Here is a 15,093-nt window from a genome sequence, read left to right as displayed (position 1 = left end):
TAAAGTTGGTAATCATGAAGTGGTTTTTCTCAGATTTGTTTTCTCAATACAAAAATGAAGTCTCATTAATTATAAAAAACTTCAAAACCAGTGGGCTTCTTATCGGTCCTGGAAGTAGAAATGTGGTTAAAATTTTTGAAATTGATGGCAAGAGATATAACTTCAAATCCTTCAAACAACACAATATAATCAACAGACACGTATATAAATTTTATAGGAAATCTAAAGCCAGACGTTCTTTTGAATATGCCAATTTTCTACTCAGTAAAAATTTTCATACACCCAATCCAGCTGCATATGTTGAGTTTCACGACTTCATAGGATTAACTTCCAGTTATTATATTAGTGAACAATTGGAAAATTGCGTTCCATTGACGGAAGTACTTTATAACCCTCATTTTTCTGATAGAGAAAGTATTTTCAGAGAATATGCTTCACTGATGTATAACTTGCACGAAAACGGAATAGAGTTTCTTGATAATGCTCCCGGAAATTTCTTATTAAAAAAAGAAAATGATACTTATAAATTCTATTTGGTAGACCTTAACAGAATGAATTTTCATTCCATTTTTCCAACTGACAAAAGGCTCAGAAATTTTGCAAGATTAACGACGGATTTGGGAATAATGAAAATCATCAGTGATGAATATTCCAAACTATCGGGTATTCCAGCAGAATATTGCCTTAAAAAAATCAACCAGGCTTCGAACAGGATGATACTAAAACGTAAAATCAAAAAAATTCTGAAGTTTTATAAATATTTTCTAAAATTTAAGGTAATGATATTTTATGATGTACCCATATTAATAATCACCTGCACTTAGTAGCTTTTCCAGAATATTAATGATTAATGTATGTATAACTGATTTTCCTTTAACTCGATGAAAGTCTGGATAAGATCTGCACTGTTACCAAAATCAAAGTTTCCTTTCTGAGTTTTTTTTAATTATTGATTGTTTTTCTCCAATAATATCATATCATCCCGGAGCCAGTATCTGCGATGTTACAATAACAGATCGTATAAAGAAAGCTCTTATTAAAAAAATTAATGGAAAAATAGTTACAATGAATATATATTCATCATTAATAAAATACATCAATGAGAAAGATTTGCTAAAGTCCGGCTTAAAAAGGATTATAAACCTTGATAAACGCTATGAACATGGAAATATAGAAGAAAATAGAACTTATAAACAACTGAATGTTTTTGGAATAACTTTCTTCAGAAAGATAGAAATCAAGAGTTATTTTCATTAAGTTAAGAATTTTGACTATGATTAAACTTTTAATGGTTTTATCATAACGTTCTCACTTTAAGATAGTAATTATGTTTGGTTTTATCATCTTTCATCTTATGCTGTTCATTTCTATTATAACATCATAAAAATCTCATCGATCAATTTATGCTTGGTGATATAAATGATACTTAAAAAGTTTCAATTAAAATTAAATTTACATCCATCTACAGCTCACTCATCCACTTTATGGCATTGATTCCTGGCATAAAAAGGTACATACCTCCCTTTAATGTATTGAAAGTCGGCATTCCAATAAAACGTTTTGGTAAAGGATCATTAAGCATCGTAAAAGTTCCTTTGCCTTCGTTGAGTCCTATCATAGGATCTCTTTCATTTTTGAGGCTGACAAAGTTACCATTGTTCACCCATTCTTTTTGCAAAAATTCGAGGGTTTCCATAGCTTTCGCACTAAATGCTATAAAATATAGTCCCCGACTCTTCCCGTCATCTTTAGTGCTGCCATTCGGCAGAGCAGGCCCATAACCTACGCCTTTGCGTATAATTCGATGCAGGTTCACATCCGACATGACAGCCATCTTACTGTTACGTGGGTTCATACGGCGCATGTGGCTTGAGTAAGGTACTAACTTACCATTTTGATCATTACTGAAATCAAAATCGTTATTTTTTGCGACATCTGCCCCTAATGCGACATTGTCTTTAAAAGGACACATATTTAATGGGGCACCACTCCGCCATCTGCCTATCATTTTAGCTGCCAACAATTCCTGCTCATCTTTCGATTTTGCTTGTTCGCTTAGATATTTATTGAATGCAGCAACATGGCTGTGATATTTTCTAAAAATGACAAACGTGCCATTCCTTGCAAATTCAGCTGGTTGTGGCGTAGGATACTGGTTACCAGCTTCATTAGTGTATCCTAATATAAATTCACCTGCCTTTATGGGCCGTTCTTTTGAATTTAATTGCTGTGCCCCACTGCCTTCAATTTCCGGGTTACTGATACCATCACGAAAACCAAAATGGTTGAAATTGCCTTCTATAGGGGTATCAAAATCAGCTTGAAAACACAATTTAACACCCGGATATTTTTCCAATACCTGAAGAGCAAGTGCTTTTTTGGAGTTCAGATCATCTATATTTTTTGCAACGATGGAAACGGCAATATGGTTACTGGCTGCTTTAAGAACGGACTCCCATTTTTCGGGGGCATTCTCATTAATATCCATTAGTTTTTCGCTGCGGGCAGCCATTCCTTTTTTAAAGGCTTCCGGAAAACTTTCAATAGTGGACTGCGGAAGGTCAAACCTTTTTAGTCCTTCGTAAGTAAATGCAATTGAAAGCCAGGCGTCATCATTATCCCACCAATTTTTGGCATTGGTAACATAAGGTACTATTTCTTTCAAAAATGCTTTGGCAGAAGCAGTATTTAGAATCTCTAAAAAAACATTTACACCATGATATGGCAGAGGTCTCTCACGCAATATAATGGCTTGAATATCTTGCAGGTCTATTTTTTCAACAGTGCGTTTAAATAAATTTTTTAAGAACATAAGATTATTAAAATTAGAGAATTTGAAATGTTAACCAAAAAGTTCTTTCAGCGTTTGGGGTTCTTTCCGCTCTCTCCCATTGAGCCGATGCCTTGTTTCCGATGAAATTTGATATGCCTTCAATCTTGCCATTTGAAGGTCACCCATTGGGCGATTGGCTTCCAAGCAGCGAAAGGGAGTGAAGGAAAGATGTTCCATTATTTCGAAATTTCCATCATCATCGACTTCTTGCCGGGGAATATACAATTCTGCAATCGTTTGAAAGGGGGACAATTCCCGGGGCCATTCCACAGTAAGGTCATTTACATGCATTTTTTTCAAATCTTTACATAGCTGAATTTGAAATTCAAATTTGAAATCCTGCCTGCGAATGGTTTCCAAAATAGATTTTCGATAGGCTTCATCATCCTTATTGATATCCACCTCTTTTTGCGCTACATTTTTTACAGATTCATCGGCAGGACGCACTCTTATCTTTGCAATATAGTCACCGTGCCGCACTGCGCCCATACTATAAAAATTATAAAGCAAAGTGTTCTGTGATTTTATGTCTTGAAAAGATAGCAACGCTTTCAGTTCGTTCAACGTGTTTCTACTTGGAAATGCCTTTCCCATTTCGGTCGTCCACATATACGCCAACTCAATTTTTCCCCAGGTTCCTTTTCCAAAATATTCGTGCAACTTGTGAAACAGTTTGTCTATAAACATATAGTCTTTGGAAGAATTGCAAAAGAAAATAGGGTGATTGATAAGGTTGAAATCTACATTGGTTGAATCTTCTTCTTCGGGTGCTAATTTTTTGCCGGGTACATCAAACACTTTTATCGCCAAACCTTGGGCATTGCCAGTAAATCTATCCGTTGAAACCCGGGCTGCTCCGTTTGAAAACCGAACAACAGCTTCGTGCTTTCCGGGATTTGCGTAAATACCTTGCGCCAATTCATCCGGAAGATTATCAAGAATGGTAAACTCTGCTTTCAATGCGGCATAGCCTTTTGCGTGGGCGTCTCTTGTGTGGTGATTAGTATTGCTTACCGAACGAGACCGTTCTACAAATGCTTTTACATCAGCATTTATTACGGCTAAGTGTTGTTCAAAATCTTTTGGTAAATCTTCGGCTTCTTCTGAAAACAAAATATATTCTGATTTCATTGCGTTTTTTTTGAAACTTACAATTCCAAAAGTTTGTTCAGCCCATCACCAATTTTTTCTAATCTTGTAACATCGGCAACGGTAAGGTTGGGGTGGCTTACAAACCAGGCAGAAGCCGTAATTTGTTTGCTGAGTATAAATTCTTTTACTGTGGGCGACTTAATACCAGGCCACCCTTCAATATTTCCAAAAATCAAATCCATCATCTCCGGTATTTTGGTGGCAAAGTCATTGATATAAGTATCCCAATCGCCATCATAGCAAGTGCAGAAAAGCAATTTTGTATCATTATCCAGAAACACAAAACGCATATCGTGCAGTGTACCCACTTTTTTAGCTCCCGTAAGATTGCCTTTTAATGTTTCAAATATCAACTTAAGGTTTCTTGCTCCTTCGGGTTTTAAGTCAGTGATAATGGTAAGTTCCGAAAGGTTGCCACTGCGTAGTCCGGCATCGGCATCGGTAATTACATCGTGTGATTTTTCTAAAGGTTCGCCAAGTGTAGCTAAATACAATTTCAGCTTTATTGCGGCATCTTGTGTGAGTTGTTTGATGTTCATATCCATTGAATTAGAGATAAATAAACTTAATTAAAATAAATGATTTTAGTGTTTACTGTTTTACCCAGTACATGGTTTTTGAAAAAATGCCTTTATGCGCTACTATTTTCAGCTTTTTCCCTTCCAGGTAAATTTCACAGTTTCCTTTCTGTCCTGTCTCATGATTTTCTACATTTCCCTTCCATTCATTTTTTTCAAAATGTACATTATAGAGTGTGGGACGACCTTTGGGATCTACACCGGAGAATTTCCCTTTATTATTGGAAATAGTGATCATAACGCCATCTTCCGTTTTCCATTTTCCTGTAAAATCATCTTTTGCAGATTGAGCAAAAGCAAGGGCAGCAAAAAACATGGAGAATACTAATACAATAAGTTTTTTCATTTTTTATTTTTTTAAATTTAATTGATAAGGCAAAGATGAATCTTTATTTCCTGTGTCTTTTTTAGATATCTAAAAAAACACGTTTACCTGAAAAATATTTTTTACTTTTATAATTCTCAATCGTATCCATAGTTCCGCAGAACTCTACATTGTTCCAATCAGGATCATAGAAATAAACAGCAGTATTACCACCTGTTTCACCATCTCCCATGGGCGGTTTATCATTGTGAGTTACAGTTCCGTAATTAGGTATATATCCTTTTGCCCTGCCTTGTTTTTCAAAATTCATCACATCTTCAAAGCGGTTTCCACTTACTTCAAATGCAAAATGAAAAAAGCTCATTCCCGAAGGAATTGTAATTTTCCCCTGCTCATTCCGTTCCTCAATCAGCACCAAACATTCTTCATGTTCATCAGCACTCATATAACAGCATCGTATAGTATATCCTTCTTTGAATGGATGCGGTTCTGTTTCGGTTATCCGACTTGTGCTTAACCCCACAAGATCACTGTACCATTTCCGGCTGTCATCGATACTTTGCACATATATTGAAAGCTGGTCTAGATGTGAAATCAGTGACGGTTTAAACACACCATAATCGGCAGTTTTATTGGAAAACCGTTTTCCGGTAATAGTGCCTGGCAACAGCACTAATTCTCTTACCCATTTTCTACGCAACAGAAACGCAATCTTTTGCTTAAATGGCGAAATAACATTGGGTGGTTTGTATGCATTTTGTCTCATCTTCTTTATATTTAAGGTTTCCATAAAATTTCTATCCAGTGTTTGTCAGGATCCTGAAAACAGAACGCCTGCCAATCGGGCTGCATTTGCGCCGATTTCAACATTCTGCCTTGTCGAAGTACACTGCCCATGGCTTCAGCCCGTTGCTGTATTTTTTCAAAGCCATTTTTATCACGCACCATCATTGAATAATGCAGCATAGAATGATTATCCATTTTTAGTTTGTGGTGCTTCACAATACAAATATCGTGGTGGTAAAAACCGAAACTGAAAAAGTGCATTTCCTGTTTCGATATTTTCATTGCGGCACTGCTGTCCGGGTGATTCAACGCTGAAAACTGCAGGTCGAATAACTGCATGTAGAAATCTTTTGAACGCTTCAAATCTTCTACATAAAAAACATGGTGTTGTAATTTAGAAACCATAAGGAATTATTTTATTGAGTTGCGTGCCTAAATCAATTTTACCATCAGCCGAATAAATCTTTGTTTTTACGATGTCATTGTCTTGCAGATAATTAGCTTTCTTTTTATGGAGCACATTTACTTTTTTCTCATTACTCAGCAGCCACGTTGCAACTCCCTGCAGAAACTTACTTGGTGCTTTTATTACAACTCCGCCCGGTGTACCAGTTAAAAGAACGTCGCCTGCAGACAAGTCTTGAAATTCTGAAATTTCGGTCAGTGTTTCGGCAGGTTTGAAAATAAGTTGTGCAGTATTGGCTTCTTGTCGAAGCTGGTCGTTTACCCAAAGCTGAATGGTAAGATTGTTCAGGTAATTGAAATCTTCTTTGTCCAGCAGATAAAAAACAGGTCCCAAAGGCAACAGAGTGCGGCAACTTTTGCCTTTATACCACTGTGCATAATCGTCTTTGTATTGCAGGTCTCTTGCTGAAAAATCATTGGCCAGTACAAAACCCGCAATGTACTCATGTAAGTTGGCTTCGGTGATTTTTACAGGTTGAGTAATATCTTTTCTGATGATTAAACCTAACTCCACTTCATAATCCAAACATTGGCAGTCTTTTGGTCTAATCACAGGACTGAAAGCTCCGGTAATTGAACTTGAATCTTTTGTGAATAAAACATTTCCGCTGGATTTGTCGCTCAAACCCGATTCTTTGCGGTGCGAAGCATAATTTACGCCCTGGCAAAGTACACGCAATGGGCTCGAAACCGGTGCAAGGATTTCTACCTGTTGAAAATCAAATGTTTCCTTTTCCAAATTTTCGTCAATCAGATAAGTATGTGGTGCCTCTATGATTGCCACCAAATTAGGAGGTTGAAGAACAAGTTGCGAAATTTTTTCGCCATATAAAACACCCCACAGAGCGTTGCCATTTTTTTTGTATTTTACGATTGATATTCCCATAACAATTTACTTTAATTGATATTTAACAGTATAATTTCCTAACGCTTCCTTTACCTTTTCGGCAATGATATCAGGATTTTTTCCCGTTGTGATAATTTGTGCCACCATACCCCATTGAGGCGTCTGGTCTACGTTGATTTCAAAGTTTTCGATTTCGCTGATAGATTTCAATTCGTTGCTGAACACTCTTTTTATTTCAATTTGTGTAAGCTCGGGCTTGAAAATTTTACCTACTGCGGTAAGCGGAATGGCTTCTACAATAAAAATTTCTTTTGGTATTGCTGCTTTTTCGGCAATATTTTCCTGTGCAAAAGTTTTCAGTTCTTCAGCTGAAACCTGCTGATTGGGTCTGAGTTGCACAAAGACAACAGGCATTTCGCCCACCCTCTTATCGGGACTGCCGATAGCTGCTGCCATTGCAACAGCCGGATGTTGCGACAATGGCTTTTGAGTCAATGTTGTGTCCTCCACGAATAATCAGCTCTTTTTTACGGCCTGTTATCCAAAAATAGCCATCTGTGTCTTGTTTGCCTGTATCACCTGTGTTATACCACACCTCTTTTCCGTCATTTACCCATATATTTTCGTTATGCTGGACTTCTTTGTAACCGGGGAAAATGTTAATGCCTTTGCAAATAATGATCCCGATTTCGCCTGTTTCGGCATCACGGATATATTGTCCTGTTTTTTCCTCCAGAACTGCAATTTTCATTTGGTGGTGTGGCAATGCCAGACCAATGGACCCTACTTTGCGCTTGCCAAAAGCAGGATTGGCAGAATTAACGCAGGCACCTTCTGTGAACCCGTAGCCTTCTATGATCTTTACGCCGGTGCTTGCTTCAAAGCCGTTGAACAATTTAACCGGCAAAAGAGCCGCACCGCACAAAGCATACTCCAGGCTGCGAATGTCTTCCCGCTGCATTGGTGTCTCCAGTATCATCTGCAGGACGGTAGGCACGGAACTGAAAAAAGAAATTTTGTAATGCGCTACAATTTTCCAAAAGTTTTTGATAACGCCTTCGCCCCGATAGCCTGACGGTGTTGCCAACAAAATGCAGCCGCCACTTAAAAGCGGCGCGATGCCTGTAACAATAACGCCATTAACGTGAAACCAGGGTAAACCACAAAGAAGTGTTTTGTAGCCGGTTAAATCGGCCCAATTCATAAGCGACCACGCATTGGCAATCTCGTTGCGGTGCGTATGTTGTGCTATTTTCGGTTTACCTGTTGTGCCACCTGTGTGAAAGTAAGAAGCAATATTATCGGGCGAAATAGTACGCTGAAAAGAAAGGTTATCTTCCGTATACTGGTTTACCGTTTTGTGAAAATCCAAAAGGCGGATGTTGTGCGACGTTTTGGTCTTTTTGACTGTGAGCTGTACAATTTGTTTTGGAATGAAATCGAGGTATTGGGCAAGGTTTACGGTGATAACTGTCTGCAAAGTGGGAACATCGGCAAAAATGCCCGATACTTTTTCCCAAATATCGGTTTTAGGGAATGGTGACAGCGTAACCAAAACTTTTGTACCTGCTGCATTCATAATCTCCGCCATTTGCGAGGGTTGCAACAACGGATTTATAGCGTTCACAGTGCCTGCGGTTTCTGCACCGAAAAGTGTAAAAACGGTTTCGGGAGAATTAGGTAAAATGTAGGAAACAACATCGGTATCTCCAATGCCCAAATCACGGAACATATTGGCTGTGGCATTAATTTTTTTGAGTAACTCTTTGTATGTCCACTCTGCCGAATGTTTGAACTTAGTGCCTTGCAGGAAAAACTTTAATGCGACACGATTTGGATATTTCGTGGCATTTCGGGCAACCGCTTCGTAAGTGCTGTCTGGCAAATCAGGCAATGGCTTCTGCTCAAATTCCTGAACATCTTTTCTGTTTGCTATATTCATATTTTATTAATCTGTTTAATTACTAATAAGCTGACTAATACAACCAATAAAACAATGGACAAAACCGCTAATATATAGCTCTGCCAGGTTTTTTTTATTTTGATTAATGTATAAAAGACACCTGCCATAATAAGCAACAAACCAATAGCCGACCACAAGGCGTATTGCGTAAATAAACCTGCTGTAAGCATGACCTGCAAAACAGCAACTACATACATAGATGCCGTGCTGTAACCTGCCTTTTGAAAAGTGGACTTTGATTTGCCCACCAACTTGCTGATCATTGCCAAACCAAAAATGAAAGCAATGCTGTATGTGATTGAAGGTATCATACTTTTTTTATTGGTGTTGATTATATATTTTCCGTTTTTAGTTGAAATTCCCTGCACAGTTTTTTGGCATTGTTACCTGATGAGAACACATACAGATCGGGGCGTATAATGAAATAATGTGCTTTTCTTTCTGCCCATTTCCGTAACTCTTCAGTATAAGGTTCGCTGTCAAATACTACATATTTCAATTTTAATTTTTCGCAAAGGGCAGCAATATGTGGTTCTCTGTTTTTACCGATTGATACCAATGCCCATTCATTCGCTAAAAGCATATCGGAATAACTGTTCTGGTTAATTTTTACTTGCGGAAACAGGTAACGATTCCCCTTTCCTGTACCCCAGAAGCCTTTTCCCAGTGGATTTTTCGGCAGATGAAAATTGAGCAGCCAATTATTGATCAATGGGATTTTTGACAGCACTTTCAACACCATCCAAAGCCGTGTAGTAAAAATCCAGCCTACCAAAATTGCCAACCGGATATGAAACTTTACATGCGGATGCCTTTCTGTCTGATAAGTTTTGAGAATAGTATCAGGCCACTGCTTTTGAAGAACAGCATCTAATTTCCAGGAGAAGTTCATTACATCCCTGAAACCTGCTGCCATTCCCTGCCCGGTATAAGGCGGTGTGGTGTGTACAGCATCACCTGCCAAAATGATATTTCCACGTTGCCACTCTTTTGCCAAAACACTTTTTACAGAATATAATACACCGTGCTGAATTTGCAGGTTGGCGGTATCCACACCTATTTCAGACAAAAGCTGTTTGATTTTTTCGGGCTTTTGAATTTCTTCTCTGCTCAGGTCATTTGTGTAATTCAATTCCCAGCGTTTGTGGTTGCCTACACCATTCATCCTTACCCAGGGTTTCTTGTGGCTGCATATTTTTTGAACAGTATTATATTGATTTGGTGTAGGGTCCAGTTCCAACGCATCTATTTTCAAAATGTCTTTATCGAATTTCAAATTTTCCAAGCCAATGCCTAATTTATTTCGGGTAAAACTGTTGGCACCATCGCAAGCGATCATGTATTTTGCAGATGCAAGTCTTTCGGCATTTGAAAAAACGGTTACCTCTTCGTTACTTTGTTCAAAATCAGTAATGTCCTTATAAACAAGATTCACATTGGGAAAACGTTTGCAACCGTTTCGTAAAATAGTTTCCAGTTCGGGTTGCAGAAATAAAAAATGATCAGAAGAAAAGCCTCCCGGGAAAATGCTTTTGGCACGAAACAGTACATTGAATTTCTCATCAATCAGTTCTAAACCGTCTGCAGGTTTCAATTGTGGCAGCAATTCATCCAGTAAGCCAACAGACTGTACTATGCGAACAATTTCTTCATCCATATGAATGGCTCTCGGGAAACTAAATGCTTTTTCAAATCTGTCAACACCTAAAACCCGGTATCCACGCAACCCTAATGTGTTGCAGGTAAGCAACCCAACAGGACCTAAACCGCATACTATAATATCATATGCTTTGGTGTCATCTATTTTATCTTCTTGCATTACCTTGCTTTTTATATAGCAAAGTTCAGCAACATTTTTTGGGGAACTTTTTCGATATCTAAAAAAATGACGAGATCTTAAAAACTATTTTGACTTTTCGCCTCTGATTACACTTAATGTAGATTGGGTAATCCCCAGGTAGGATGCAATATGCCCAAGTGATGAGCGAAGAAGAATATTGGGATGCCTTTTAATTAATAATTGATAACGCTCTTGTGCAGATTGAAACTGGATAGAATAAAGCTGTTCGGCAAGCCGTTTAATAGTGCTAACCAAAACATGTCTGGAAAACCGTTGCAGAGCAGTGTCAGTATCCATAATTTTTTCAACTTTCATAAAATCTGCTGTTCTGATGATACCATTTTCCAACATTTCAAGATAATATGGGTATGGCTGATTTAAAAATATGTTTTCAATAGGAGCATAAAATTTAGTTTCATCAAAGAAATCGTGTGTAATATCCTTGCCGTCTTTAAGGTAATATAAGCGCATCATACCTTTTTCAACGTAAAATATTTTTTTTGATTGTTTACCTTCGCTCAATAATTGATACCCTTTTGGTAATTCTATATAATCAAAAACCTGATCAACAATATGTGCTTTTTCAGTAGAAAGGCCTGCGCCTCTCTGTAAGTATTCCAGTAATTGCATAACAAAATTTTATTTATAAAAACAAAGACTTCCCCACCAAAATCAGTTATCATCTGAAAGCAGGATAAATTTCTGCAACCTCTACATTGTACTTGATTATAACAGGCAAACTCTAGTGATTGAGGCTTCTAATACATAGGGATGAACTGCTACTTAGTCAATTAGTTGTTCAATTAAATTCATATCCTCTCACCATTTCTTCGGCTGTATATGATTGATAGTGATATTTCTTCTGTGTAGTTTTGCGGCTGTACAATATGGTGTATTATTGAACAATAACTAACCAGCTTTACAGTTATGAAGCTGTAAGCCATCAAACAATATTATTTCTTTATGTGCTAAAATAAGAAAAAGGCTAATGCAAATAGTAATAATATCATCTGATATTCAGTAAGAAGTTGTTTGATTAAAATTATTTATCTTTTTATCCGGTTCTCCTATAAACACCTTCCCCAGAGCTGCGAGGAATTTTGTCCAGCTAACTATCAGTAATAGCTAGTTAGATCTTTTAATGATAAAGCTCCCGTTCCTTCTATTAGACGAAAGCTTAATCCCTTTTTTCATATCGATATAAACGTAATAGGTGTTTAACAGGGCTTGTTCAGAGCTGCATTCAGAATTATTATATCTAATGTAAAGGAACTACAAGAAACCCAATAGAAAGGAGGGTTCAAAACCTTAATGAGAATTCGAACTTCTGAAGAAGCTCATGAGATAAGTCATAAGGACATTTTTCAAAAAATTTTGTTTAGACTTTTAAGGACTATAGCTTTAAAAATCCAACTATAAGGTTTTAAAGTTAACACACTTAAAAAACAACAATATGCACACATAAAAAAAAAAGACAACTAATAACGTTGTCTCCTTAAGTGACGCAGAAGTACAAAACTCGAACTCTTTGCTGAAGGATTTGACTAAACTGGCAGAGCTTTTTGTTGAATAAATGTATATAATTGAAAACTTTATAATGCTAAAAATATTATTTTATAAAATTGAAGTTTATTCAAGAACGGAGATCTTAATTCTCTCAAATATAAAATTGCTCTTTTTATTGATATATGATTTTCAGCACTGAGGATACTGATGGAATTGGAACCTGACTACCTACTTTTTCTATATTTTTGTTTTCTGGGTCTGGAACTCCGTTAAACAAAACTTGTTTATTCCCAGCACCTGGATACTGATCCACACCTGTTCCATTATCAAAAAGGTCGGTCTTAGAAGTTAAATCACCTTTCATATCTGATGTGATTGTTGATTCATTTGCATAAAACCAATCATTGGAATAACCAAACATTGTTGCATAAGCAATCTTATCTTCTGATCCAACAGCAATATTCATCTCTACTTTTGTCCCAGGTGCTATTGGTCCATTTCCAGCCACATATACACCTCTTATACCCTGCATTCCCTCTAATGAACTTTTAAGTTTCGATACATCTCCCATTTGAGCAAGTTCTTTCAACCCCTTTCCCATATCCTTTGCTCCTATTTGAAAAATAGGATTAGTATCTCCTCGATAAACTACTATGAGAACGGGAGAAAGTCCTGTAATGATTCCCGTTTTATTAATTACTTTAGCAGCCAGAGGTGCATTATTCCCAGTCTCTGCTACAGCAGTAATTTCTGCATTAGTTATAGATCCGGCTTTATAGAAAGGCGTAGAATTTATTAACGAGCCACCCAAAACATTCGATATTGCCCATACACCAGGGGAAAATGGGGTTTCATTTGCAGTACCTCCGGAAGTATTAGTAATAGCTAAAGTAAATTCAGATTTTGCTTCATTATAAGATAAAATCAACTTCATTAATGTAGAAGCATTCACACCCGGGACCATCATAATTGGGTTATTTTCGGCAGTACCTGTTCCATCATTTTTAGATCCATTATCCCATAATTTAATACTTGAAGAAACATCGCCCGTAATTGGCATTCCGTTATCCTGATATAATTTAAGACCAGGGTTTTCAGGAGCAAAAAACCAGTCCTTGGATGCACCATACATTGTTGTAAACATTAAACTCTGCCCTTTAGCTGCGTTAAAATTAAAACTAACAGTTTGTCCTGGAAGAATAACCGGAGGAGTGCCAGTTCCTTGAAATGTCCCACTTTGTACAAAATCTTTCACTGCTATTACGTTTTCTATCGTAATTGATCTTTGTTCACTAGAGTCTTCAACCATATCATTATCATCGCAAGATGTAAACAATGTTAAAATACCTAGCATAATTGTGAATAAAAATGGCTTTTTCATTGTATTATTTTTTAATTACTATTTATACTTTAATTGGATCATACTATATTCTTAACATCATATGATAACCCCTTTTAAGTATAGTCTTAAAAAACTTAAAAACCTGACAAAAAATATACAATTATTTTTCGACCCGTTTCGACACACTATCAATAACACTTTCTATATCAATATTATACACTGATATTTACTTTCTATTCTTAACAAAATTCCGGATTGCTTTATCAAGAAAAAGAACCTTTTTATTGTAAACAAAACACCATTTGCATAATAATATGTGCACAAAAAACTGTATTCGTTTGTGATTAGGAATTTTTTCAAACATTTTTTTCTCAATTAGAAATGTAATCTCATTGCAAGGCAGAATAAGTTTGTGTAATATTTTTTATAGATTCTCATCTTTCATTTTCAAACCAATTATATTCAATACATTCCCTAAGTTGTAAACGGCATCGTTGTAAAATTTTCCAATAATTAGCTGCGGATATATCTACTTTTTGACGTATTTCTTTAAACTTATTTTCTTCCAGATATGTTAATTTAATAAGCAAAAGCCATCTTTGGGGTAGTTTTTCAAGACATTTTTGTAAATATTCATTAAATGAAATATTATCTAACAAAGAGAAATCTTCATTTTCCCATTCATTGGCTACTTTGGTATCTCCCCAAAAGAGATCTTCATTAAAAAGGGTAATGATATACTTAAATGCACCAGTTAGCTAGATTACAAAATGAGTTTTAGATATGGCATAATATATCCAAGATAGAACCTCTAATTTAATCTACTTCTACTATTGGTACATTTAAGTATATCGTTACCATTTTAAATTCCTAGGGGATAAATCGGGGGTAAAAAAAACAAAAAGCCCCTATTTAAGGGGCGATTGGTGACCTCACTGGTACAAAACTCGAACTCTTTATTGGAAGATTTAAGAAGATTATCCGCTCTGTGAGAACTTTATTGATTACTTTTATAATGAACTTACGATGTATCGTTAATGCCCTGAATTCCTTCTTTAATGATGAGCTTTATGATAGGATTTGTCCAGTGTAATATCTCTAAGATAGGGTCAATAATTTAGTCTCTTCTACTTTTGGTTCATTTAATTATATCATTACCTTAAATATTCAAAAGTAGTTTGTATTTAATCATAGTTATCACTACTAAAGGATCTATTATTATTAATGTAATATTCTGTTATTACAAAATACAAAATATTCCAATATTTTCGATCCCGATAAATATAAACTATTAACACATGCAAAAGCTCTTCGGAAGTGCATTATTTCTTTGCACAGTCTTCAATATGTCTGCTCAGGAGGTAATTTGGCAAAAAGATATCAAATCCTCTACACAGGATTTTTTAAGCCAGGTAACCACAACTATAGATCAGCAGTATCTAATTACAGGAAGCAG

General features: G+C 36.3%; 14 protein-coding genes. 1 reads left to right on the top strand and 13 read right to left on the bottom strand.

What is annotated here, in order from left to right:
- The first annotated feature begins 14 nt into the window (after positions 1–14).
- Positions 15–824, top strand: a complete 810-nt coding sequence (locus AB8P06_RS13265) for a lipopolysaccharide kinase InaA family protein (RefSeq protein ID WP_369842444.1) — start codon at positions 15–17, stop codon at positions 822–824.
- A gap of 638 nt (positions 825–1,462) precedes the next feature.
- Here the strand turns inward: AB8P06_RS13265 and AB8P06_RS13260 are convergent.
- The 13 genes from AB8P06_RS13260 to AB8P06_RS13200 form a co-directional block, all read right to left on the bottom strand.
- Positions 1,463–2,812 carry a Dyp-type peroxidase gene (locus tag AB8P06_RS13260; protein ID WP_369842442.1) on the bottom strand — a complete coding sequence of 450 codons (1,350 nt, stop codon included), beginning with the start codon at positions 2,810–2,812 and terminating at the stop codon, positions 1,463–1,465.
- Positions 2,813–2,842: 30 nt separating this feature from the next.
- Positions 2,843–3,964, bottom strand: a complete 1,122-nt coding sequence (locus AB8P06_RS13255; RefSeq protein WP_369842440.1) for a catalase family protein — start codon at positions 3,962–3,964, stop codon at positions 2,843–2,845.
- 17 nt (positions 3,965–3,981) lie between these two features.
- Positions 3,982–4,524 carry a hypothetical protein gene (locus AB8P06_RS13250; RefSeq protein WP_369842439.1) on the bottom strand — a complete coding sequence of 181 codons (543 nt, stop codon included), beginning with the start codon at positions 4,522–4,524 and terminating at the stop codon, positions 3,982–3,984.
- Between the two features lie 52 nt (positions 4,525–4,576).
- The gene (locus tag AB8P06_RS13245) at positions 4,577–4,909 is read right to left on the bottom strand and encodes a DUF2147 domain-containing protein (RefSeq protein WP_369842438.1); all 333 of its coding nucleotides are present in this window, start codon (positions 4,907–4,909) and stop codon (positions 4,577–4,579) included.
- A gap of 61 nt (positions 4,910–4,970) precedes the next feature.
- Positions 4,971–5,654: a VOC family protein gene (locus AB8P06_RS13240; RefSeq protein WP_369842436.1), complete on the bottom strand. Its 684-nt coding sequence runs from the start codon at positions 5,652–5,654 to the stop codon at positions 4,971–4,973.
- 11 nt (positions 5,655–5,665) lie between these two features.
- Entirely contained in the window at positions 5,666–6,079 is a 414-nt protein-coding gene (locus tag AB8P06_RS13235; RefSeq protein WP_369842435.1) for a VOC family protein, read from the bottom strand.
- Positions 6,069–7,025, bottom strand: a complete 957-nt coding sequence (locus AB8P06_RS13230; protein WP_369842434.1) for a fumarylacetoacetate hydrolase family protein — start codon at positions 7,023–7,025, stop codon at positions 6,069–6,071. The genes AB8P06_RS13235 and AB8P06_RS13230 overlap by 11 nt, the downstream gene beginning before the upstream one ends.
- 6 nt (positions 7,026–7,031) lie before the next feature.
- Positions 7,032–7,442, bottom strand: coding sequence for an AMP-binding enzyme (locus tag AB8P06_RS13225; RefSeq protein WP_369842433.1), 411 nt, complete (start codon positions 7,440–7,442; stop codon positions 7,032–7,034).
- Positions 7,414–8,928 carry an acyl-CoA synthetase gene (locus AB8P06_RS13220; RefSeq protein ID WP_369842432.1) on the bottom strand — a complete coding sequence of 505 codons (1,515 nt, stop codon included), beginning with the start codon at positions 8,926–8,928 and terminating at the stop codon, positions 7,414–7,416. Before AB8P06_RS13220 ends, AB8P06_RS13225 begins: the two co-directional genes overlap by 29 nt.
- On the bottom strand, positions 8,925–9,260 hold the full coding sequence (locus AB8P06_RS13215; protein WP_369842430.1) for a hypothetical protein: 336 nt from the start codon (positions 9,258–9,260) through the stop codon (positions 8,925–8,927). Before AB8P06_RS13215 ends, AB8P06_RS13220 begins: the two co-directional genes overlap by 4 nt.
- Before the next feature lie 20 nt (positions 9,261–9,280).
- Positions 9,281–10,768, bottom strand: coding sequence for an FAD-dependent monooxygenase (locus tag AB8P06_RS13210; protein ID WP_369842428.1), 1,488 nt, complete (start codon positions 10,766–10,768; stop codon positions 9,281–9,283).
- An 84-nt stretch (positions 10,769–10,852) separates the two neighbouring features.
- Positions 10,853–11,419 (bottom strand): Crp/Fnr family transcriptional regulator, encoded by a 567-nt coding sequence (locus AB8P06_RS13205; RefSeq protein WP_369842426.1) that lies wholly within the window; start codon positions 11,417–11,419, stop codon positions 10,853–10,855.
- 1,048 nt (positions 11,420–12,467) lie between these two features.
- On the bottom strand, positions 12,468–13,676 hold the full coding sequence (locus AB8P06_RS13200) for a spondin domain-containing protein (protein ID WP_369842424.1): 1,209 nt from the start codon (positions 13,674–13,676) through the stop codon (positions 12,468–12,470).
- Positions 13,677–15,093 lie beyond the last annotated feature (1,417 nt).

The organism is Chryseobacterium tongliaonense, from assembly GCF_041224435.1.
GTDB lineage: Bacteria > Bacteroidota > Bacteroidia > Flavobacteriales > Weeksellaceae > Chryseobacterium > Chryseobacterium tongliaoense.
Note: the sequence above shows the minus strand (reverse complement) of the source record. Positions and strands in the feature narration are given on the sequence as shown.